Consider the following 23,473-nt stretch of genomic DNA (forward strand, 5'->3'; position numbering starts at 1 on the left):
ACACCAATACATAAATCTGGACACCGCTAAAAGCCGGATTATCTTGATATAATGGTATCAAAAGTGAAACGAATCGATATTGAGAAAGAGTATAATGAGAGCACAATTTGGAGGAGTAAATGTGAAAAAGAATGGACATTTCATCAGCATAGGGCTGGTTCTAATAATTATGGCGCTCAGCCTTCTGGCTACAGGCTGCAGCACAGCGGTTAAAGCGAAATCTGAGACCTTGGTGTTAACAGTGGATGATACCAAGGTATATTTGAATGAAATGATGTATCACGTGATGCTTGCGGAAATACAGGGAGAATTATATGCTTCCGTTCTTCAGAATGGGGAAGAGTATTGGGACATGGATGATGGAAATGGAGCTACCATGGCGGAGGTTGCAAAGGATATGGCCATGGATAATGCAGTAAAATACCAGCTGTTCTATGACCTGGCAATGCAAGAGGGATATGAATTGACGGATGAGGAGAAGGCAATCTGTAAATCCCAGGCGGAAAACATCATGTTAAATATTCCGTCAGAGGTACTTCAGAGGCTGGAGTTATCGGAAGAGCAGCTTATTATCATTCTGAATAAGATTGCAATAGCGACCAGATATTATAATGATTTTGTGAAGGCATTGAACGTGGATGAAGCAGCGATTAAGGAAACCATTGATGCCGCGGATTATCAGCAATACGATATGGAATACGTCTACGCTACAAAGGAGGAGCTTGCAGAGCTTGAAGAACTGAAAGAGGAGATAACGAATGCAACGGATTTTAATCAGCTATCGGATAAGACCAGTCTGAAAATCGGTGCATTATCCTTTATATCCGGTAAGGATACCTTTGGAGAGGAGACGAATCTGGAAGAAGAAATAGTGAACCTGAACCCTGGAGAGGTAAGCGATATTATTGAGACAGTGAAAGGGTATTATGTTATTAAGCTAAAGGATAACATCTCAAAGGATAGCTATGAGGCAGCAGTATCCGATGCAGTGGAACGGGCACAGAATGAAGCCTTTGAATTGGCATATGAAAAACTTAAAAAAGAACATCAAATTACAATAAATAAAAAGATATGGGAAAAGGTAAAGGTAGGAGAAAATCTCAAATAAAAAAATGATACCTAATACAAAATTAAGACATTATATTCAATAAAGATATTCTGTATGATAAGGGTATGAAATAAGGACGGAGGAAATGAAATGGCTAAGGCTGCAGCTAAGACAAGTAACCTTCAGCCCCGTGTGAAGCTGGGAGCGAAAAGGACAATACATAAATGGTGGAATCAAAAATATCTACAATTCATGGTGCTGCCCGGTATTCTGTGGATGCTGATTTTTAACTACATACCTATGGGCGGAATTGTGATTGCATTTAAAAAGTTCAAGATTACAAAGCCGATTATGGATGCCCCATGGGTTGGGTTTAAATATTTCATAGATTTTTTTGAGGATTCAAACTTTGCAGATATTATGGTAAATACAGTGGGTATCAGCTTACTGAAGCTGTTTATCGGATTTCCGCTACCTATTATATTTGCATTGCTGGTAAATGAAATTCGCGGTCAAAAGTTTAAAAGAATTTCTCAGACCATATCATATCTGCCACACTTTCTTTCGTGGGTTGTGTTGGGAGGTATCTTAACTACCTGGCTGGCAAAGGATGGAGTGATTAATGATTTGCTGGTAGCTATTAAGGTGATTAAGGAACCGATTTCCTTCCTGGGTGAGCCTAAATATTTCTGGGGAATTTCATTGATTACGGACAGCTGGAAGGAGCTTGGGTGGTCCGCGATTATTTATCTGGCATCCATCGCCAGTATAGATCAGGAAATGTATGAGGCAGCTACGGTGGATGGGGCGTCAAAGATACAGAAGATATTATATATTACAGTGCCCTCCATCACCGGAACCATAGCGATTATGCTGATTTTACAGGTGTCCTCCCTGTTAAACTCTAATTTTGACCAGATTATGATATTGAAGAACCAAATTAACGTTTCCAGAAGTCAGGTTATAGATACCTATGTATATCAGGTTGGTATGATGAACGGGAAATACTCCTATGCGACTGCAGTTGGTCTTTTTAAATCCATAATAGCGCTAATCTTGCTTCTTATCTCTAATAAGACCTGTAAGAAGCTGCTTGGAAGATCATTGTACTAGAAAGGAGTATGGTATGAGTAAGACAGGTAAAACAACAATAAAGCGTTCAAAGGGAACCATTGTATTTGATACGGTCAATATGATTATCATGATTACTTTCTGCTTTTTATGTTTATATCCTATCTGGTATGTAATCGTGAACTCCTTTAATGATGCAAAGGATGCGATGATGGGGGGAATTTACTGGTGGCCGAGAGTATTCTCCTTAGAGAATTATAGAACCGTCTTTGAAGACAGCAGTGTATTGCAATCGTTCAAGGTCACCATTGGGAAGACGTTATTAGGAACCGTAACCAATGTCTTCTTTACAGCAATGGTTGCATATCCGCTATCCAAAAAAGATTTAGTAGGAAGAAAGTGGTACATGGCTATCGGTACAGTGACCATGTTCTTCTCAGGAGGCTTGATACCGACCTTTATTCTATTCAAAAAAATGAATTTATTGAATAATTTCCTGGTATATATCATTCCTGCAGCATTTAACTTTTTTAACCTGTTAATATTTATTAACTTTTTCCGGGAAATACCTTCGGCTTTGGAGGAGGCAGCTAAAATTGACGGCGCCAACGATTTGAAGATATTCTTAAGAATTATAATTCCGTTATCCAAGCCGGTACTCGCCACAATTGCATTGTTCTGCGGTGTAGGACAATGGAATGATTATTTCGGCGGTTTGATGTTCATGACAACCCGGGTGGATCTGGAACCGATTCAGACTTATCTGTATAGAATGGTTGCTCAGGCCCAGTCGAGTCAGATGGCAAATATTTCATCAGCCGCTTCCAATATATCAACTCCGGAGACAACCTCTACGGCGATAAAGTTAGCTACAATGGTAATAACAACTCTGCCTATATGCTGTGTTTATCCATTCCTGCAGAAGTATTTCGTAAAAGGAATGATGGTAGGCGCAGTTAAGGAATAAATGAAACTACATAGTTAAGAGGAGGAAAAATAATGAAAAAGAGTTACAAAAAGCTTCTTACTCTCCTTTTAGTCCTTGCAATAGCTGTTACATCCATTGGCTGTGCAAAAGGAGAAAAGACAGAGAAGGAAAACAATACTGCCCCAGCAGCGGAAGCTACGAAAGCTCCTGAAAGCTCAGATGGGGATGCAGACTCAGAGGGGGACGCAGCAACAGAAGAATCCAGTGAAGTAGTTCCTGGATGGCAGGCTAATGCAGATGATAAAGTAGATTTCACCTGGTACCTTCACTTTTCCTGGTTCACAACACCATGGGGTGAAAATCTTGTATCCAAGACAATTACAGAAGAAACTGGTATTAATATTGAATTTATAGTACCTGCTGGTAATGAAGCAGAAAAGCTGAATTCTTTAATTGCTTCTGATTCTCTTCCAGATCTGATCACTCTGGGCTGGTATGAAAGCCAGGTAGGACAGATCATCGAAGATGAGATGGTATACGCACTGGATGAATTAGCAGAACAATATGATCCTTATTGGTTCGAGGTTGCAGATCCTGGCCGTATAGGCTGGTTTACAGAGGAAGATGGACATATCTATGGATATCCAAACTCATCCTTCTCACCTGCGGACTATGAGAAATACGACAATATCCCTTCTAACCAGACATTCCTGGTTCGTAAGGATATCTATGAAGCAATCGGAAGTCCTGATATGACAACACCGGAGGGCTTTAAAGCAGCTGTAAAGGCAGCCGTTGAGAAATTCCCGGAAGTAAATGGTCAGTCATTAATACCGATTGGTGCTCATGAGTTCTTTGCCAACGGTAATAATTCCTTTGATAATTTTTTATGCAACTTCTTAGCAATTCCTTATGAGAAGGATGGAAAGTTCTACGATAGATTTACTGATCCGGAGTTAGTAAGATGGTTAAAGACTTTCCGTGAATTAGGTGAAGAAGGATACTTAGCGGATGATATCTTTATTGATAAGAGAGTGCAGATGGAAGAGAAAATCGCACAGGGCCGCTACTTCTGCATGCTTTATCAGAGAACGGACTTAGCTTCCCAGCAGAAAATCCTATATGAAAATGATCCTAATTCCATATACATTGCTGTGGATGGTCCCAAGAATTCCAACGGGGATGCGTATACTTTACCCGGTGGTGGTATCAATGGATGGACACTTACTATGATTTCGAAGAATTGTGAGCGCCCTGATCGTGCGATTCAGTTGTTCTCTTACCTGATGAGCGAGCATGGACAGCTTATGACCTGGTTAGGCGTGGAAGGTGAGACATGGGATTATGTGGACGGTGTTCCTACCATGAAACAGGAAGTAAGGGATTTACTAAATTCCAATCGATCCGAATACGATAAGCTCTATGGAGCAGACTCCTGCTATTGGATGTTCCAGGATAATGCTATGGCTCTTCAATGGTTACCTCCTACAGCAGAGCCTCTTGGTCAGATGGAAAGATGGACTTATCCTTATGTTATAATTACATCTCAATACGAGGTTACACTTAAACCGGATTCAGAAGAGTCAGAAATACAATCCAAGGTTGATAATGAATGGGGTGTTGTTCTTCCGAAGCTACTCCTTGCGAAATCCGAGGCAGAATTTGATCAAATCTGGAATGAATTTATCCAGAAGAGAAATGATTGGGGTATGGAGAAAGTAATCAATAAGAAAACGGAGCTGATGAATGAAGCTAAAGCAAAGCTTGGAATTCAGTAAACTAGATTAATACCCGAGAAAAGGGGTTGTTGCATAATGAAGAAGCAGGGATTATGGCAAGCCATAATCCCTATAGCTTCATTTTGCAGCATCCTCTTTTTCTGGATTTTACGTTATAGTAATAATGAATCCATTTATGTTATAATCAATAGGATACGAGAAAGCTTGAACGCTTTATAATTTCGTGCAAACACTACCTTAAAACCAGGGCGACTTATATGGAGGCGGAATGAACAGAATAAAGAAGTATTTTTCCTCTTTAAAACTTAATAAGAAAATTACACTCCTAATCATTATTACGATATTCGTACCAGTTGTTATTCTCTCTACGTTGTTTTTTCGGAATATCAAAGATTCAAGGATTAAGGAAAAGAAGAAAAATATAGAAATGAATTTTGAGCAGAACTACGCAGAGATTCAGAAAAAGGTAGAAGTATGTATTATGTCAACACAGGTTATTATCAACAGCCAGAGCTTTTGGAACGAGTTAAGTGATTTTAACAGCTCGGAAAAGGTGGATATTAGTGACCTACTATATTTTTATAGGAATGATGTAGCCAGTCTTGAAAAAATAGTAAACAGTAATCCTTATTTATATCAGATCAGAGTCTATGTGGATTCGGAAAAGCTTCCTGAGATGATGCCGATTCTTTACCATAAGAAAAGAATGGAACGGCTATCCTGGGGGAAGAAGGATTTTGCTTCCGGGACCTGGCAGTTTGATTATGAGGATAGGATTTTTCCGGTTTACATATCACAGCCGAAGGAACGTCTGGTTTCCTATGTAACCAAAATAGAAGACTACAATGATACATTGGATGCGACAATTGAGGTTTCTACTAGGATGAATAGCATGTTCCCGGATATGTACAGTACTTCAGATGAGGAATGGACCTGTTTTATTGATGAGAATGGACAGTTTTATTATGACACTGAAGCAGACAGCAAGTGGCTGGATTATGCGAAGAAAATTTATTCTGACAATCAGGATGTAGAGCAGGGTTACAGTGAAGAAAGTGTGATCAATCGTACTCCGGTTATTATCTGTCATAAACCATTGAAGGAATTGAAGGGACATTTGATTAAAATCGTCTCCATTGAAGAGGAAATTGCTTCGGTAAACTGTTCCCGTAATATATTCGGGTTGTGCTTTCTTGTAATCTTTGTAGCGCTGATCTTTTTCCTGAATAAGATTGTCAAAATAGTTTTAAAGCAGTTTTATGCCGTTGTCAGTACAGTTCGTATTGTTCAGAAGGGCAATCTGGACGTGAGAGTAGCTCGTTGCGGTACTGATGAAATTGGTGAACTGGGACAACAGATTAATAAGATGCTCGATCGCATTACCCTGTTGATGAATGAAAGCATTAAAAGAGAGGTCCTTGTTAAGGATTCAGAGATACGTGCGTTACAAAATCAGATTAATGCTCATTTTATATATAATGTTCTGGAATCCATTAAAATGATGGCTGAGATTGATGAGCTTTATGAAATCTCTGATGCGGTAACCTCTCTGGGAAAGCTTCTGAGATACAGCATGAAGTGGGTCTCGAAGAATGTTACGGTGGCGGAAGAAATCGAATACATAAAGAACTATCTGTCATTAGTTAATTTGCGCTTCGATTATGAGATATATCTAAGTCTTAATATTCCTGAGATAATCCTTAGCCAGGAAATACCTAAGATGTCGCTTCAGCCGATTATTGAAAATGCTATCTATCACGGAATAGAGGGAATTGCTGAAGATACAAATATATATATGAAAGGTCTAATTTATGACGATTACTGTACAATTGAAATTACGGATGCCGGAAGAGGTATGAGCGAAGAGGAGATAATCGTGTTACAGAAAAAAATAGAGGGCGAAATTGAGACAACCGGTAGCTCCGGTAATGGGATTGGATTAAAAAATGTACAGGACAGAATAAAGATAAGCTTTGGTAGCAATTATGGGATCAGCATCGCATCAAAGAAGGACTGTTATACCAAAGTAATAGTGAAAATCCCGCTAATTCGCTGATTAAGATAAATAAGGTATCTGTAAGGGTGTTCCTATTTGATTGAATGTGAGAGGTGTAGTGTTTCATGAAAAAACTTATGATTGTGGAAGACGAGAAAATGATTCGTCAGGGGATACAGGCTATGGTACAACGTTCACCGGTTGAGGTGGAGGAAATTATTCTTTGTAAAAACGGGATAGAAGCATTGGAAGTAGCGAAAAACCAGAAGATTGATGTCATGATAACAGATATCCGGATGCCCAAAATGGATGGTATCACATTAGTAAGAGAAATACAGACATTGCAATCTAAACCGAAGGTAGTAGTAATCAGTGGCTATGATGATTTCTCCTATGCAGTAGAAATGCTGCATTACGGCGCCAAGGAATATATCCTGAAGCCAGTGGACAGAGATAAGATTAATCAGCTATTGATCAGACTGGATCAGGAGATTAAGGAAGAGCAGGAACAGCAGATTAGCGTGGAGAAGATCAGCCACCAGCAGCTAAAATATATGCTGATGAATATATATTATGATGAGAAAGAAATAGCTGCAATGGAGAATAGATTTAAGGATAGCTTTCTACATGGACAATATGTGGCTTGCTGTACCAACTTTAAATCTCTTACACCGCCATGTCTGAATGATGTGATTTATCTGGAGGAAATTAACGGTCAAAGTGTATTTATTGTAAGTATAGAACAAAAGGAAGAATTACTAAGTAATTTATTAAAGGATCATTTCGTTGGTGTAAGTAAAGTACATAAGTCATTGAAGGAATTACGTCTGGCTTATGAGGAAGCCTTCCATGCCAGAAAGATTGCATTTACCACGGGAAGCTTTATAGTGGAGTATAATCCGTCTGAAGGAGAGAAGGAGACAGTATCTGAGAAGGTACTGGATCAAATTGTGCAAATGATAGGAACGGATAAGCTGGATGCAGCGAATAAGATCCTGGTTCGTATTTTATACAAGACCAAGCAGGGATTCCTTGAGCCGGATCATTTTCGTTCGATTATGGAAACGATTGTTGATAAGATATCGGTAATTTACAGGAACCTTCTGGACCACGATATGGATCAGAGACCACTGAGAAATATATATGAATATGATACAGCAGGTAGTTATTTTGAAGTGATTACCAATTGGATCGAAGTAATTAACGAACGTATATCCACAGAGTTTGATGATTATAAGAACAAGCAGAAAATTCAGAAGGCAATTTCATTCATTCAGGATAACTACAATAAGAATTTGAATATGGCTATGGTATCTAATTATATCTCCATGAATTACTCGCTGTTTTCCTATGTATTTAAGCAATATACGGGAATGAATTTTGTCAACTACTTAAAAGCAATCCGTATTAATGAAGCAAAGAGACTACTGGAGGTTACAGATTACAAAATAATTGAAATCAGTAATTTAGTCGGTTATGAAAACGAAAAGCATTTTATGAAAACATTTCGGAATGCCTGTGGGGTTTCTCCATCGGAATACCGTAAAAATGTACAGGTGGGCAAGTAATGACATGGTGTCACCATCTTGTTCTTATAGCTTGATTTACGGTTCAGCCTTGAACGATATCCGATGAAATCGAAGTGGGGGACTATGACTTACCATAATGCACTGTCGGGAGAACTTGTTGCTGGTTTTGTATGTCTCAGACGAATATTTATTGTTCGTATGAGACATACAAAATCAGTAACATGTCCTCCCGTCTGTGTGTGAGGTAAGCCATAGTCCCCCACTTCGATTTCATCGGATACCATTCAAATATGAACCGAAATCACCAAATTTTCCAAATAAGAAAAAATTTCTCGAAATTCGCTTGATAATATGTTATAATCGCCTTATCCATGAACTAACGCAATGGATATTTTGCTTGTATCATCGAATCATAGTCATTTCATATCGCACCATAGAACTGTATGAAGAATGGCTGCTTAAGATCGGTTATTGCATGGCTATGATACCAAGCATTTATATCGGGATTAGGAGGCAAGACATGCTCAACAATAATAAAATCAGACTTATGACAAAGCTTGCTGTATATGAGAGTAAGAAGGGAAAAGAAGATATCCGCTTAAGTAAGTATTACAAAACAGATTATGTGAGATATCAGGTTCTTAAATCCATTATCAGTGCAACCTTTGCGTATTTATTGATTTTGGTCTTAGTATTTGTATATAAATCCGAATATATTATAAAAAATGCCGTTGGACTGGATTATAAGACGATTGGCACCAATCTTCTGGGAATATATATTGTTGTTGTTGCCGTATATGGACTGGGTTCTATGGTTGGATACTCCATACGGTATGACAGATCCAGAAAGAAATTATCCAAGTACTTTAGACTATTAAATCGGTTGAACAAAATCTATAAAGATGAGACACCTGAGTCTTAATTGGGGGAGGAAATCAGAATGATGCCGTTACTGGTTTTTCGTGAAAGAGTAAAAAACATATATCACAGATATGATATATATATTAAACCTGTAATAAAATTTATATTTGCATTTATCGCATTTCAGATGATTAACAGAGAGATAGGCTATGATACCCGTTTAGAATCATTACCGGTTATTTTAGGATTATCTTTGCTTAGTGCCATTACCCCTTCTGCGGTAATGGTCCTATTGGCAACGGGAGTAGCCATATTGCATGTCTATGTGGCATCGCCTATTTTATCAATTATAATTGTTGTATTACTGCTTATTATTTACTTTTTATTTGCGCGATTTACCCCACATTTGGGATACGTGCTGCTTGCGGTACCGATATTATATTTTCTGAAAGTACCCTATCTTATGCCTATATTATTAGGAATTGTATCTACTCCTATCGCCATCATTCCTATGGCCTGTGGAGTGGTGGTTTACTATATTATCAGGGTAATTCAAACGGCTGTTACCATGCAGGTGAATACCACTGTGGATGATATTCTTCAACTCTATACCTATGTTATGGACAGCATAATTGATAATAAGCAAATGATACTATCCATTGTAATTTTTGCACTGATACTCATCGTAGTGTATTATGTGAGAAAGTTAAAATTTGATTATGCATTTGAAATATCGATTGCTGCCGGAGCTTTGGCCAGTATACTGGGATTTTTAATCAGCGACTTTTTATTTGGTCAGTCAGACAAGATTCTAAGCATGATATTAGGAACTCTTGCGTCTGCTGCCATTGTATATATCATTCAATTCTTCCAGTTGACTCTGGATTATTCCGGTGTAGAGAACGTACAATTTGAAGATGACGTATATTATTATTATGTGAAAGCAGTACCCAAGGTGACGGTTACAACTCCTCAGATGAAGGTAAAGCATATTAATACAAAGAACGCAGAAAAGGGATCGGTGAATGCAGCTCAGAATCAGGATGATTTAGAGGATGACGAAGAATATGATGATGAGGATGACGGTTATTCCGATAACTAGAGTGATTCTGTAATAAGGATGACAATTCAGCCGGCAGCCGTGATAGGGAGACGTAACTAGAATATTTTTCAGGAGAGAAGGATTATGGAGGGAATCAAGAAGTTTATAAACGACTATTTGGTGCGGTTATCAATTCCCAAGATTAACTTCACGGATATTATTGAAATATTAATACTCGCATATTTGATCTATCACGTTGTCAGGTGGATCAAGAATACAAGAGCGTGGTCGCTGGTAAAAGGACTTGTAGTGATCATGGCTTTCTGGCTTTTGGCTGTAATACTACAGTTGAATGTACTTCTATGGATTATCACGAATACGATCAGTGTAGGAATCATAGCAATCGTCATCATCTTCCAGCCGGAATTTCGGAAAGCATTGGAGCAATTGGGTCAGAAGAATCTGGTAAGATCCTTCATAACCTTTGATGATTCGAAGAATCTAAGTGAGAAGTTCTCTGACCATACTCTGAATGAGATTGTTCGTGCGACCTTTGAACTGGCTAGAGCTAAGACCGGTGCATTGATTGTGATTGAACAGGATACTCCATTAGCGGAATATGAAAGCACCGGTATCAGTATCGACAGTCTTACCAGTAGTGAACTGCTAATTAATATATTTGAACATAATACTCCTTTACATGACGGAGCAGTTATTATTCGAGGCAATCGAATTGTTGCCGCAACCTGTTATTTACCCTTGTCGGACAATATGCAGCTTAGTAAGGACCTGGGAACCAGACATCGTGCAGGAATCGGCATCAGTGAAGTGTCCGATAGCTTGACTATAATAGTATCAGAAGAAACCGGCAAGGTATCCATAGCCAAGGGAGGTAAACTGATCCGCAACGTGGATGGTGATTATCTGAGGTCTAAATTGATTGATGCTCAGAAAAAAACTGTCGAGGTCAAGAAATTAAAGCTATGGAGGGGGAAGAATAAAGAATGAAAGAAAAGTTGACGAAAAACATCGGCTTGAAAATTCTGTCCGTTATTCTTGCCGCCATTATGTGGCTTGTAATTACCAATGTGGATGATCCTGTGGTACCCGTGGATTTTCGTAATGTGCCGGTAACCATACTCAATGAAGAGGAAATTGCTTACCTGGATCAGGTTTATGAAATTGTAGAAGGCGAGACCATTGATTTTACTGTTGCTGCAAGAAGAACCATTGCTGATAACCTGGCAGTATCGGATTTTAAGGTTACAGCAGATTTTGCGAAGCTTTCGGATGTCAATGCTGTCACGATTAACATTTCCTGTCCCAGATATGGAGATGATGTAACCGTTATTGATGGCCTGTATCAGGTTATGAAGATTAACCGGGAAGAGCTGGTGGAGAAGCATTTTAAGGTAAATGTAGTACTGAAGGGGGAACCCGCAGAGGGCTATTTTATCGGTGAGAAGACGGCCAGTACTATTCTCAGGGTATCAGGACCCAAAAGTAAAATCGAACGAATTAAGGATATTGTCGTAGAGGTGGATGTAGATCAGGTTTCAGGTTCCTTTAGAACGATAGAAGAGCCCAAAGCACTGGATGAAGAGGGGAATGAAATTGATGCCTCGAATCTGAAATTCAGTCAGAAAGCCGTTACCATATATATCGGTGTATACAAAACAAAAACAATTAATCTCCAGATTACAGCCAGCGGAAAGCCTGCAGAGGGCTATGTTATGACCAACATCGAATATGGACCGGAGACCATTGAGGTGGCTGGTGATGATGAGGCACTAAGGAGTATTCAGTATTTATCCATAACAGAAAGTATCAGTGGAGCAACATCCTCCATAATAAAAGAGATAAATCTGGAAGAAAAGCTACGGGAAGGTCTAGTGTTGGTAGGGGAGAATAAGACCGCTGCTATCAATATAACAATTGAAAAAAAGCAGACAAAGGAAATTAATATATGGCCTGGAGATATAGAGATAAGAGGAAAAGAGAATGACATGACGATTAACTTTATCTCCACCGGACCCATTACGATTAAACTAACAGGACCCGCAGCGGAACTTGATAAGTATGACAGAACGAATCTAAAACCTTATATTGATATTACCGGTTACACCACCGGTACATATACTCTTGATATTAAAGCAAATGTATCCGGTGATGTCTCGCTCTCTAACGTTCCGAAGGTTAGTATGTATCTGGCGAAAACTGAAAGTGAGTAGTACATGGATAGGAGGTATATCATGGTAAGTAGAAAGATAATGGTTAATATCCCGGCCGGTTTGCATTTGCGACCGATCAGCGTACTGTGTAATCGCTCCATTGACTTCCAATCAAGTATCAAATTAATCATTGGTGACAAATCAGTGAATGCGAAAAGTGTCATTGGTGTGTTATCTGCCTGTGTGAAAGAAGGAGATGAGATCGAACTCATCTGTGAAGGTCCGGATGAGGAGGAAGCATTAGAAGTACTCACCGATATGATCAAAGGCGGACTCGGTGATGAATTTATAAAAAAATAGTTGCCAAAGAAATTCCATAATGATATAATTTAGGTCATTACATTTCCGTAATATGGATAATACCATAGGACGGAAAGGTAATGACCATTTACATATGGTTCTATCATTCATGTTTATTATAAGGTGTTCTCGTTGAGGATACCTCTACATATAAGTCATAACAGGATACAGCATACTTGAAGTGGTGACTGGAATATTGTTTATACTGAAGTAGATTACGAAGCTCTTGATTCTTTTCGTTGGTATAATCCAGGCATAATCAGGAGAAGTCGTATTTACTAATATAAAAATAGAGAAAGGACTTGATTTGGATGGGACTCGAATAGACAATGCCGTATTGTTCCTTGTAAAAATCTACAGCGTGATATATCGACTCCATGGCTAATATATTTTTTAAAATGGATTAGTATAAAGAATAGGAGGAATATATTATGTTGAATTATAAGAGATATCAAAGGAACCCGGTAATAAAGCTGGATGACAGACAATGGCCAAATAAACAGATCGAGAAGGCACCGATTTGGTGTAGTGTTGATTTGAGAGACGGTAATCAGGCTTTGATTGAGCCAATGGTTGTGGAAGAGAAGATAGAATTCTTCCAGTTGCTGGTGAAGCTTGGTTTTAAGGAGATTGAAGTAGGTTTTCCTTCCGCTTCCCAGATTGAATTTGACTTTTTAAGACAGTTAGTAGATCGTAAATTAATACCTGATGATGTAACGGTACAGGTATTGGTACAATGCAGGGAGCATCTTCTGAAACGTACCTTTGAAGCGTTGGAGGGTGTGAAGCGTGCAATTGTCCACATCTACAACTCTACCTCAACCTTACAGCGTGATGTTGTATTCAATATGTCAAAGGAAGAAATAAAGCAGATTGCTGTAGAAGGGACAAAGCTGGTTAAGGAATATGCGAAAAAGTTCCCTGGCAAAATCATACTGGAGTATTCCCCGGAAAGCTTCACAGGAACGGAAGTGGAATATGCCCTTGAAGTATGTACAGCTGTGCAGGACATATGGCAACCGACGACTGAGGATAAGATCATATTCAATTTACCTGCAACCGTCGAGATGAATACACCGAATGTTTATGCGGATCAGATTGAATGGATGAATCGGAACTTTAAGAATCGTGATACGATTATCTTAAGTGTACATCCCCACAATGATCGTGGAACCGGCGTAGCTATCTCTGAATTAGCGTTACTTGCAGGAGCTGACAGAGTAGAAGGAACCTTATTTGGTAACGGCGAGAGAACCGGTAATGTGGATATTCTGACGCTGGCTTACAACATGTTTTCCCAAGGAATTAATCCTGAACTGGAAATAGATAATATAAATGAGATAATTGAAGCTTATGAGCGTCTGTGTAAGATGAAGGTACATGAGAGACACCCCTATGCAGGAAAGCTGGTATTTACTGCATTTTCAGGATCTCATCAGGATGCTATTAATAAGGGTATTAAGGCGATGAAGGAACGTAACAGTAAGATCTGGGCTGTTCCCTATCTACCCATTGATCCTGCGGATATTGGAAGGCAGTATGAACCGATCGTTCGTATCAACAGCCAGTCCGGCAAGGGCGGTGTAGCATTTATCATGGAAACCTACTTCGGATTTAAGCTTCCTAAGGCAATGCATAAGGAATTTGCAGATGTAATACAGGTATTATCCGAGAAGCAGGGCGAGGTATCTCCGGAACAGATTATGGAGGAATTCAAAGCCAATTATCTGGATAAGAAGGAGCCCTTACATTTTAGAAAATGTAAGATTGAGGATTTATCCGATCGTGATGAAAGTAATACCAAAGCAACAGTTGTATATACCTATAACGGTGTGGAGAAGACCTTTGAAGCCACCGGTAATGGACCGATCGATGCAGTACATAACGGTTTGGAGAAGGAGCTTGGTGTTCACTTTAAAATCCTTGACTATACAGAACATTCCTTAGCGGGTGGAGCAAATGCACAGGCTGCTGCCTATATACAAATGGTGGATTTAGCAAGCGGAAGAATGACCTTCGGTGTCGGTATAAGCTCCAACATCACAAGAGCTTCTCTGCGTGCCATCTTTAGTGCAATGAATCGATTGAACTTCAAATAAAGTTAATAATTTGTACTATAACGAAGGGTGTAATGATGGATTCCAAAATAGGAAACCATCATTACACCCTTCTTAACGGAAAAGAGTTAACGAAAAAGAGTTAACGAAAAAGAGTTAACGGAAAAGAGAGGTCCCCATATGGAGTGTGGGCAGTACCGTAAAACAAGCTCTATTTTCGGGAATTTCTGCATGCGTCTATTACGTTTCGCTCCTCCTTGATAGGAACGTCAGTCGCTCGCGAAACGAACTAGCATACAGAAATCCGCTCGAAAATAGGCTAATCGTTTTACGGTATCTGCCCACACTCCATATGGGGACCACTCTTTTCCTGTCTACGGCATATTATAGGGATGTGTTATAGGGATGTATCTGAGTATATTTCATGTATTGGCTTAAATAATGTAAGAATTTTCGATGCGGTTTGGCGATCAGATAAAATATTACAATATGAATATTAATTAATTGAATTCATCTTTAAGTCATATAAAAGTCAGGTAAAGTGGAAAAACTATGGAAGCAAGGGATTGAGCAAATTGGGCGTAACTTGACTAGATATCCCTTAAATGCTATAATGCCCTTGCTGTGGTTACAGAAAAAAGGATATAGAAATATCCCAAATGCATGGAGGTATGCTATGAAAACGAGCGTTATTGTTCCATATCATAAAGGAGAAGCTTATCTTAGAGACTGTTTAAACAGCATTATCGAACATTCATCTCTAAATAATATTGAAATCCTTCTCATTTGTGATCATGTCAGTCAGGATGATTTGCACGTTGTAGATGAATATAAAGAAAAACTGCCGCTTTCTATATATGAGCTGGACGGTAAGACGGGTGTAGCTGCAGCAAGAAATATGGGAATTGCGAAGGCCACCGGAGATTATGTATATTTTTTGGACAGTGATGACTATCTGTATGGGAATGTACTGGATCTACACCTGATAACGGAAGAGACTGGTTATGATATCATATATGGAAAGAGGGAATATACATGGTTCCAAAGAAGTGTATATCTGGCCTCCCTGGAAAAGAAGAGCTTAAATGATGAAGAAGCATCGGAAGAAGGTGAGTCAGATACTTCAGAGGATGTGAGTACTAACTCGGATCAGGAGGATGGATTCGGTGAAGATACGTATGATACCACGGAAGATTACACAGAGGAGATGACCGAGGAAGATCTTGAGAATGAGATCATGGCACGGAAACGAAAAGCCTATCGGGCGCTGGTAAGTAAGAGAAAAGGAATGCGAAATATCTCCGTACTCGGGATCTATTTTAGGCGTAAATTTCTAATGGATAATGGTATTCTATTTCCTGAAAAACTGAAGTATTTTTCAGATGTACCATTTCTGGTAGAAGCAATGTCCAAGGCTGAGTTATTTTTATATCATACGGATGGAATATATATACAAAGAAAACATAATGATCCAATTAACTCTCCATCCCTATCTCAGATTAAGGATCCGGATCGATTCTACGAGTTTATTGATGCATATTATGAGACGGTTCTTAGAATTCCGGAGGATATGGACCTAAAAAGCAGAATTGCCATGAAATATATTAACTACTATGTCCGTGTACATGCTCCGAAACTAAAGAGAAGCTCCAATGATGCATGGCGTACGGACAAGTTCGAGCTGATGGGAAAGATTGCCAGAGACATAAATCCGGAGGTCATCCATAAGCTTAAAGGTTATAAAAAACGGATTATAAAGGCGCTGATAAAGAACAATCTACTGAGATCACTTCGAATTGTAAAAATACATTTGGGTTATAAAAAACTAAAGAAAATCGTAAGGAAGAAGAAATCATTGGCGAAATTTCTTTATGATCATATATTTTTGAAGCAAGAAGTGATGGAGAACTGGATATTATTTGAAAGCTTTTTTGGCAAAAGCTATTCGGGGAGTCCAAAGTATATTTATGAATATTTAGCAAAGAACTACCCGGGAGAATATAAATTCATCTGGGTTATTAATAAAAAAACCAATATTCCATATCCGCATAAAAAAATAAAAAGATTTAGTATAAGATATTATTACTATCTGGCACGTTGCAAGTATGATGTTTTTAATGGCCGACAGCCGGAATGGATGGTTAAGAGGGAAGATAATGTCTTCTTGGAAACCTGGCATGGAACACCATTGAAAAAGCTGGTTTTTGATATTGATGATATCAGCTCTGCTACCCCAAAATACAAGCAACAGGTCTATAAGCAATCACGAATATGGGATTACCTGATTGCACCAAATGCATTCAGTAGTGAGACCTTTCGCAGATGCTTTATGTTCGAAAAAGAGATATTGGAGACCGGATATCCTAGAAATGATCTTCTGCATAGTCCGAATAAAGACGAGATCGCGCTACAAATACGGGATAGAGTGGGAATTCCGAAGAATAAAAAGACGATTCTCTATGCACCGACCTGGAGGGATGATGAATTTTATGCGAAGGGACAGTATAAGTTTCAGCTTCAATTGGATATTGGTTTAATGAAGGAGCAATTAGGTGAGGAGTATGTCCTTCTATTACGAACCCATTATTTTATAGCAGATTCCATCGATGTCAGTGAATACGGGGGATTTGCGTATAACGTAAGTAAATATGATGATATTACCGAGCTGTATCTGATATCGGACATCCTGATAACTGACTATTCCTCTGTCTTTTTTGATTATGCCAATTTGAAACGCCCCATGCTGTTTTTTACCTACGACCTGGAGAAGTACCGTGACACACTGAGAGGCTTTTATTTTGATATTGAAAGGGAAGTGCCGGGACCTTTGTTGTATACAACGGAGGAGGTCATAGATGCAATAAAGAACATTGAGAAGGTTTCCTGTGAATTTAACCAAAGATATGAGCAATTCTATCAAAGATTTTGTGAATGGGAAGATGGACATGCTGCTGAAAAAGTGGTAAAATCAGTCTTTAAGAGAAATAATAGTATTGCATAATTTTAGAATACTCATTAAAATAAAGATAACTTTTTGAGTAGAAGATGAGAGGTAACGCGTGAAAAGAGTGCTGAATAATTTTGGTAAATATCGGTTTCTATTGGGGGAACTTGTTAAAAAGGATATCAAACTGAAATACCGAAGATCCTATCTCGGTTTATTATGGACGCTTTTAGAGCCAATATTGACTACCATCGTATTAACCTTTGTATTCTCCGGCTGGTATGGAAAGGGAGGCAAGACCTTCCCTGTATATATCCTAACTGGAAGATTGTTATACACCTTTTTTGCAAATTCCACGAAAGCTGCGATGAAATCCATAAGAACAAATAGTGCGATGATTAAGAAGGTGTATGTACCAAAGTACATTTATCCGATTTCCTCCATATTATCGAACTATATCATTTTTTTGATTTCATTAATAGTTCTGTTCCTGTCAATGTTCGTATTTGATGTCACACCTACAATATATATATTTCAGTCAATTATTCCATTGACCTTACTACTCATCCTATCCTTGGGTGTAGGTTTGATATTAGCGACCATGGCTGTATTTTTCCGCGATTTGGAATATCTTTGGAGTGTACTACTCATGATTGTTATGTACTCTTCCGCAATTTTTTACGATATGACGCAGCCGAAATTTGCAAGTAAAGAATGGGCATTGAAATTTAACCCGCTGTTCGATATTATAAAGAATTTCAGGGATTGCATTTTATTCGGTACACCATTAAACCGGGAAGCACTGATAATATCTTCAATCTGTTCCATCGGCTCGCTTATTATTGGTATTGTGGTATTCTACAAGAAGCAGGATAAGTTTATTCTAAATATATAATCATTGGAACAGATTAGAATTGGAGGATTGTGTGAAAGAGAAGGTTTTAACTGTCGATCATGTCGGTATGAAGTTCAACCTGATGGAACGCAAGGTAGACAATCTGAAGGAATACTTCATCAGAATGATAAAAAATGAACTTCGCTATCAGGAGTTCTGGGCATTAAAAGATATAACATTTTCCGTGAATAAGGGAGACCGACTCGGAATATTAGGATTAAACGGTGCAGGAAAAAGTACCTTATTGAAAATAATTGCCGGAGTACTTAAGGCGACGGAGGGAACGGTTTCGATAAAAGGAAAAATAGTCCCTTTGCTGGAGCTAGGGGCTGGCTTTGATCCGCAATATACCGGAGCGGAGAATATCTATTTGTACGGGGCCGTACTGGGTTATCCCAAGGATTTTATTAAGGAGAAGTATGATGAAATAATTGCTTTTTCGGAGTTGGGAGATTTTATTAATGTACCGGTAAAGAATTATTCCTCCGGTATGAAAGCAAGACTCGGCTTTTCCATTGCGACCGTGGTAGATCCGGACATTCTGATTCTGGATGAGGTCCTATCGGTGGGAGATGCCAAATTCCGGAAGAAGAGTGAAAAGAAAATTAAATCAATGTTTGATAAAGGCGTAACCGTGTTATTTGTTTCCCATTCACTGGAGCAGGTAAACCGGTTATGTAACCGTGCCATCTTACTGGAAAAAGGAAAGTTGATTACGCAGGGATCTGTGGAAGAGGTAAGCGCAGTTTATGAATCGAAAATTAATGAGAATGGGAATAATTAAGACAGCACATAATGAATTATGATAATGCAGAATGGAGGGAGATTATGAAAAAAGTAATTACTTACGGAACCTATGATTTATTACATGTAGGGCACATTAATTTGCTCAGAAGAGCCAAGGAATTAGGTGATTATCTGATTGTTGTGCTTTCCTCGGATGAGTTTAATGCTATTAAACATAAAACAGCTTATCATAGCTATGAAGACCGGAAAATAATTCTAGAGGCAATTAAATATGTGGATGAAGTAATTCCAGAGTATACCTGGGAACAGAAAATTAAGGATGTCGTAGATAATCAGGTAGATGTCTTTGTTATGGGAGATGACTGGAAGGGTCAGTTTGATTTCCTGAAGGATTATTGTGAAGTGGTATATCTGCCCAGAACGGAAGGAATATCGACTACAAAGATTAAGCAGGACCTTAATCTCGGTGGGAAGAAGAACTAAATGTGAAAAGAGGACCACGTAGTATATGGTGAACCAAGTTAAGAAAAGAGTAAAGCAACTGCTTAAGATAGTGATACTGAATTGCTATAAAGCAGCAACACGTATTCTACCGGTTAATAAGCGTATTATCCTATTTGAAAGTAATCTGGGAAGGAATTATACCGGAAGCCCCAGGGCGATCTATGAAGAAATGGTTCGCCAGGGCTTGGACAAAAAGTACCGTTGCTACTTTATCCTTGAGGATCCGAATACACCAATTCCGGGAGCAGCATCAACTGTGAAGCGCTCCCGCTTTCGCTATTTCTACCTATTTGCAGTGGCTGGTGTCTGGGTTTGTGATACCAGACTTCCGCAATATATTATCAAGCGACCGGAGTGTACCTATATTCAGACCTGGCATGGAACTCCTTTAAAGAAGCTGGCTCTTGACATGGACAGCGTCTATATGGCAGGAGAAGAGGAGATTGATAGTTACAAAAAGAATTTTTATGAGAATACACAGACCTGGGATTATCTGATATCTCAAAATCATTTTTCTACGGAGATTTTCCGCAGAGCCTTTGCGTTTAAAAAGGAAATGCTGGAGATCGGATATCCCAGAAATGATGTTTTATTTAAGAAAAACAATCCTGAAGATGTCCGCGCCTTGAAGCAGGAACTTGGCCTTCCTCTTGATAAGAGGATTATTTTGTATGCTCCGACTTGGAGGGATAACGAGTTCTATGATAATGGAAAGTATAAGTTCAATTCACCGTTGAAATTTGATCTGTTAAAGGAAGCATTATCTAAGGATACGATAATGATTGTAAAATATCATTATCTGGTAATGGAACAGATTGACTGGAGTCCGTACAAGGGATTTATCTATCCCTGTGACTTAAGCTACGATATTTCCGCATTATATCTGGTTTCGGATATGTTAATAACGGATTATTCCTCCGTTATGTTTGATTATAGTATCCTAAGACGTCCGATGCTGTTCTACTGTTATGATCTGGAAGCATACAAGGATACATTACGTGGCTTTTATTTTGATTTTCTTGAGGAAGCTCCAGGACCGGTAACCTTCACCACGGAAGAGCTTATTGCTGCAATTCAGAATTATGAGGCAAGTACATATAGAGAAAAGCAGGAGGCATTTTGTCATAAGTATAACCATGCGGATGATGGAAATGCATCGAAGAAGGTTGTAGAACTGATTACCAAGATAGCAGGGTAGATGTAATTAATCATATGATATTGGAGGTAGGTTGTGAAAAAAGTACTTGGATATTATCTTTTTGCCATCGTGTATTATATATGCAGGCTATTTCCAATGAAAAAGAAAAGTGTATTCTGTATTATGTCCCATGACGAAGGAGAAGGGGGTAATGTTGCTATTATTGCCAGACAACTTCAGGAACGGGATCAGGGATATACTTTTTTCTATTTGAAAAAAAGTGATATTCATGCAGCAGAAGCTTTATCAGGAATATCTGCGTTATTGTCCTTTTTCTTTCGTAAGCCTTACGAAATGGCCAGGTCTGAGATCATATTATTGGATAACATATTTCTACCGTTTGCTTATCTTAGACGGAGAAAGAATACAAAGGTGGTTCAGCTTTGGCATGGAACGGGTACTATTAAAAAGTTTGGCCAGGATGTTAATGTGGGTAAGCTAAAGGAGCTTGAGAACAAGGCGAACAGGAATATAACACATTTAATTGTAAACTCCGATAGTATGGTCGGATTATATGCCGGCGCCTTTGGAGTTTCCCATCAGGTGGTTTATCCAATTGGACTACCTAAGACGGATGATTTGCTTGATCGTATTAATGCCCTTCGGGATACAAACTGGAATCGGGACAGGGAATATATTTATCAGAAGTATAGAATACCCGAGGAGAAGAAGCTGATCCTATATGCTCCAACCTTTCGGGATGTTGAGACAGAGAATGTTAGAATATTGGAGCTCATTGATGAGCTTGCCAGAGAGCTACCCAAGGAATACTGCATCGGTCTTCGCCTGCATCCATTTATTGCAGCCAAATTCGGAGAGAAGCAATTGAATCCTCGTATCTATCAATTATCCTTCGAGTCGGATGTCAATTCGTTGATGCTGGCTTCGGATATACTGATTACGGATTACTCGTCGATTATCTTTGAGTTTTGCCTCACCGAAAAGCCAATGCTGTTCTATGCTTATGATTATACGGAGTTCTCGAATCAGGGTAGAGGTTTTTACAGAAATTACGACACCTATGTACCTGGACCCGTTGCCTATTCCAGTAAAGAGGTGGTAGATATCATCAAGGAAGCCTCCTACGATATGGAACGGATTCATAAGTTTAAGATGGAGCATTATGAATATCTGGATGGTAAGGCATCAGAGCGTCTCATATGCCTGTTAAGTGAGACGGATTAGAGAAAGATAACGAAAGATACCGGTATAAAAATGCTTGGGGTAGTTTGATATGCATTATAAAAAAGGAGTAATAACTTGAGTTTCATTGCCTTTCAAGTTATTGCTCCCTTTATATTATAGTAGAAATTATCAATAAAGTTTATTAATGAGCTATGGACTGGCTTACTGAGCACGAATGCCCTCCACATAGGAGGAGTACTCCTGGACAGTGTTGCTGGGTACATAACCGACCTCGTTATATAAGAACTCATGCAGCTTACTGACGTTATCCTGCAGATTGATGGGGAATACATAGGATACCTTCTTATAGGTATGTGCATCCTTCTCAAATGGAAAACCGGTCTGATCTACAATATCATAGGACATTACATCCTTTGCGAGCATCAGCAATTCGGTACTCTTGAGATTGGTCTGAATTTGTGGAAATAACTCATCGATTACGCCGTTTATCGTGGATAAATCCGAGGATTTTATCTTGTTAAAGATCTTCGTGATTACAATTCTCTGACGTTCTGTACGTTTGAAATCTCCACCTTTTGTATATCGGATTCTGGCGTAGGCAGTTGCCTGGGTACCATTGACTACCTGAGTACCGGCTGATTTTAAACCAGAAACATTCGTGCCGTTAATACGATTTAATTCGCGCACGTATCCATTGAGATACTTTAATTCATTTTCCTGAATATCCAGCTCGATGCCCCCAAGCATGTCCACCACATTCACTACTGCCTGAAAATTAACCGTTACATACTCCTTAATATCAAGATCGAAGTTGGTGTTCAGAGTACTTAAGGCGAGCGAGTAGCCACCCTTGAAGTAAGCAGCGTTAATTTTATTATAGCCTTCACCCGGAATATTTACATAGGTGTCACGATATACGGAAGCAAGCTTAACATCTTTCGTCTGATTATCAATGCTTGCGATAATGATAGTATCGCTGTGAGTGTCCTTATCCAACGCATTATCTCTGGAGTCAACACCGAAGATAGCGATATTACGGTAACCTGTGACAACCTCTACTTCTTCATTTTGTTGAATGTATTCATCATCCTCGTCATTATATTGTATTTTATTCATCATATTATTCATTTTAAATACGACGACAAGAACCGCTAATATGAATACTTCTAATAATAATATAGCGATTAATCTGCCTTTTTTCTTCTTTTTTTCTTTTGCCATAGTAACTTAAAACCTT

The 23,473-nt window shown here is 38.8% G+C and carries 19 protein-coding genes; 18 read left to right on the forward strand and 1 reads right to left on the reverse strand.

Annotation, left to right across the window (positions count from 1 at the left end):
• Window positions 1–121: 121 nt before the first annotated feature.
• The 18 genes from H0486_RS18415 (at window position 122) to H0486_RS03475 (ending at window position 22,275) form a co-directional block, all read left to right on the forward strand.
• Entirely contained in the window at window positions 122–1,108 is a 987-nt protein-coding gene (locus tag H0486_RS18415; RefSeq protein ID WP_228351645.1) for a peptidylprolyl isomerase, read from the forward strand.
• A gap of 90 nt (window positions 1,109–1,198) precedes the next feature.
• Window positions 1,199–2,161, forward strand: coding sequence for an ABC transporter permease (locus H0486_RS03395; protein ID WP_228351646.1), 963 nt, complete (start codon window positions 1,199–1,201; stop codon window positions 2,159–2,161).
• Between the two features lie 13 nt (window positions 2,162–2,174).
• On the forward strand, window positions 2,175–3,086 hold the full coding sequence (locus H0486_RS03400; protein ID WP_228351647.1) for a carbohydrate ABC transporter permease: 912 nt from the start codon (window positions 2,175–2,177) through the stop codon (window positions 3,084–3,086).
• 32 nt (window positions 3,087–3,118) lie between these two features.
• A complete protein-coding gene (locus H0486_RS03405) occupies window positions 3,119–4,825 on the forward strand; it encodes a type 2 periplasmic-binding domain-containing protein (protein ID WP_228351648.1) in 1,707 nt (568 codons plus the stop codon).
• 229 nt (window positions 4,826–5,054) lie between these two features.
• Window positions 5,055–6,842, forward strand: coding sequence for a sensor histidine kinase (locus tag H0486_RS03410; RefSeq protein ID WP_228351649.1), 1,788 nt, complete (start codon window positions 5,055–5,057; stop codon window positions 6,840–6,842).
• 65 nt (window positions 6,843–6,907) lie between these two features.
• The gene (locus H0486_RS03415; protein WP_228351650.1) at window positions 6,908–8,350 is read left to right on the forward strand and encodes a response regulator transcription factor; all 1,443 of its coding nucleotides are present in this window, start codon (window positions 6,908–6,910) and stop codon (window positions 8,348–8,350) included.
• 481 nt (window positions 8,351–8,831) lie between these two features.
• A complete protein-coding gene (locus H0486_RS03420; protein ID WP_228351651.1) occupies window positions 8,832–9,233 on the forward strand; it encodes a hypothetical protein in 402 nt (133 codons plus the stop codon).
• A gap of 18 nt (window positions 9,234–9,251) precedes the next feature.
• Window positions 9,252–10,274: an ABC transporter permease gene (locus H0486_RS03425; protein ID WP_228351652.1), complete on the forward strand. Its 1,023-nt coding sequence runs from the start codon at window positions 9,252–9,254 to the stop codon at window positions 10,272–10,274.
• Window positions 10,275–10,358: 84 nt separating this feature from the next.
• Window positions 10,359–11,222: a diadenylate cyclase CdaA gene (gene cdaA, locus H0486_RS03430; protein WP_228351653.1), complete on the forward strand. Its 864-nt coding sequence runs from the start codon at window positions 10,359–10,361 to the stop codon at window positions 11,220–11,222.
• Entirely contained in the window at window positions 11,219–12,445 is a 1,227-nt protein-coding gene (locus H0486_RS03435) for a CdaR family protein (RefSeq protein WP_228351654.1), read from the forward strand. The genes cdaA and H0486_RS03435 overlap by 4 nt, the downstream gene beginning before the upstream one ends.
• 21 nt (window positions 12,446–12,466) lie before the next feature.
• Window positions 12,467–12,745 (forward strand): HPr family phosphocarrier protein, encoded by a 279-nt coding sequence (locus H0486_RS03440; protein ID WP_228351655.1) that lies wholly within the window; start codon window positions 12,467–12,469, stop codon window positions 12,743–12,745.
• A gap of 431 nt (window positions 12,746–13,176) precedes the next feature.
• A complete protein-coding gene (leuA, locus tag H0486_RS03445; RefSeq protein ID WP_228351656.1) occupies window positions 13,177–14,844 on the forward strand; it encodes a 2-isopropylmalate synthase in 1,668 nt (555 codons plus the stop codon).
• A 634-nt stretch (window positions 14,845–15,478) separates the two neighbouring features.
• Window positions 15,479–17,803 (forward strand): bifunctional glycosyltransferase/CDP-glycerol:glycerophosphate glycerophosphotransferase, encoded by a 2,325-nt coding sequence (locus H0486_RS03450; protein WP_228351657.1) that lies wholly within the window; start codon window positions 15,479–15,481, stop codon window positions 17,801–17,803.
• Window positions 17,804–17,861: 58 nt separating this feature from the next.
• On the forward strand, window positions 17,862–18,641 hold the full coding sequence (locus tag H0486_RS03455; RefSeq protein ID WP_228351658.1) for an ABC transporter permease: 780 nt from the start codon (window positions 17,862–17,864) through the stop codon (window positions 18,639–18,641).
• Window positions 18,642–18,708: 67 nt separating this feature from the next.
• Entirely contained in the window at window positions 18,709–19,425 is a 717-nt protein-coding gene (locus H0486_RS03460; protein WP_228354357.1) for an ABC transporter ATP-binding protein, read from the forward strand.
• Between the two features lie 44 nt (window positions 19,426–19,469).
• On the forward strand, window positions 19,470–19,871 hold the full coding sequence (gene tagD / locus H0486_RS03465) for a glycerol-3-phosphate cytidylyltransferase (RefSeq protein WP_228351659.1): 402 nt from the start codon (window positions 19,470–19,472) through the stop codon (window positions 19,869–19,871).
• A 25-nt stretch (window positions 19,872–19,896) separates the two neighbouring features.
• A complete protein-coding gene (locus H0486_RS03470) occupies window positions 19,897–21,090 on the forward strand; it encodes a CDP-glycerol glycerophosphotransferase family protein (protein WP_228351660.1) in 1,194 nt (397 codons plus the stop codon).
• 33 nt (window positions 21,091–21,123) lie between these two features.
• The gene (locus H0486_RS03475; RefSeq protein ID WP_228351661.1) at window positions 21,124–22,275 is read left to right on the forward strand and encodes a CDP-glycerol glycerophosphotransferase family protein; all 1,152 of its coding nucleotides are present in this window, start codon (window positions 21,124–21,126) and stop codon (window positions 22,273–22,275) included.
• A 162-nt stretch (window positions 22,276–22,437) separates the two neighbouring features.
• On the opposite strand, the gene H0486_RS03480 is transcribed toward H0486_RS03475, so the two are convergent.
• Window positions 22,438–23,457 carry an LCP family protein gene (locus H0486_RS03480; protein WP_228351662.1) on the reverse strand — a complete coding sequence of 340 codons (1,020 nt, stop codon included), beginning with the start codon at window positions 23,455–23,457 and terminating at the stop codon, window positions 22,438–22,440.
• Between the last annotated feature and the right edge of the window lie 16 nt (window positions 23,458–23,473).

Source organism: Variimorphobacter saccharofermentans, from assembly GCF_014174405.1.
Classification (GTDB): Bacteria; Bacillota; Clostridia; order Lachnospirales; family Lachnospiraceae; genus Mobilitalea; species Mobilitalea saccharofermentans.

Bases quoted from the DNA above. Each gene is read 5' to 3' on its own strand.
- H0486_RS03395 (WP_228351646.1), top strand. From the start codon at position 1,199: ATGGCTAAGGCTGCAGCTAAGACAAGTAACCTTCAGCCCCGTGTGAAG.
- H0486_RS03400 (WP_228351647.1), top strand. From the start codon at position 2,175: ATGAGTAAGACAGGTAAAACAACAATAAAGCGTTCAAAGGGAACCATT.
- H0486_RS03405 (WP_228351648.1), top strand. From the start codon at position 3,119: ATGAAAAAGAGTTACAAAAAGCTTCTTACTCTCCTTTTAGTCCTTGCA.
- H0486_RS03410 (WP_228351649.1), top strand. From the start codon at position 5,055: ATGAACAGAATAAAGAAGTATTTTTCCTCTTTAAAACTTAATAAGAAA.
- H0486_RS03415 (WP_228351650.1), top strand. From the start codon at position 6,908: ATGAAAAAACTTATGATTGTGGAAGACGAGAAAATGATTCGTCAGGGG.
- H0486_RS03420 (WP_228351651.1), top strand. From the start codon at position 8,832: ATGCTCAACAATAATAAAATCAGACTTATGACAAAGCTTGCTGTATAT.
- H0486_RS03425 (WP_228351652.1), top strand. From the start codon at position 9,252: ATGATGCCGTTACTGGTTTTTCGTGAAAGAGTAAAAAACATATATCAC.
- cdaA (WP_228351653.1), top strand. From the start codon at position 10,359: ATGGAGGGAATCAAGAAGTTTATAAACGACTATTTGGTGCGGTTATCA.
- H0486_RS03435 (WP_228351654.1), top strand. From the start codon at position 11,219: ATGAAAGAAAAGTTGACGAAAAACATCGGCTTGAAAATTCTGTCCGTT.
- H0486_RS03440 (WP_228351655.1), top strand. From the start codon at position 12,467: ATGGTAAGTAGAAAGATAATGGTTAATATCCCGGCCGGTTTGCATTTG.
- leuA (WP_228351656.1), top strand. From the start codon at position 13,177: ATGTTGAATTATAAGAGATATCAAAGGAACCCGGTAATAAAGCTGGAT.
- H0486_RS03450 (WP_228351657.1), top strand. From the start codon at position 15,479: ATGAAAACGAGCGTTATTGTTCCATATCATAAAGGAGAAGCTTATCTT.
- H0486_RS03460 (WP_228354357.1), top strand. From the start codon at position 18,709: ATGAAGTTCAACCTGATGGAACGCAAGGTAGACAATCTGAAGGAATAC.
- tagD (WP_228351659.1), top strand. From the start codon at position 19,470: ATGAAAAAAGTAATTACTTACGGAACCTATGATTTATTACATGTAGGG.
- H0486_RS03470 (WP_228351660.1), top strand. From the start codon at position 19,897: ATGGTGAACCAAGTTAAGAAAAGAGTAAAGCAACTGCTTAAGATAGTG.
- H0486_RS03480 (WP_228351662.1), bottom strand. From the start codon at position 23,457: ATGGCAAAAGAAAAAAAGAAGAAAAAAGGCAGATTAATCGCTATATTA.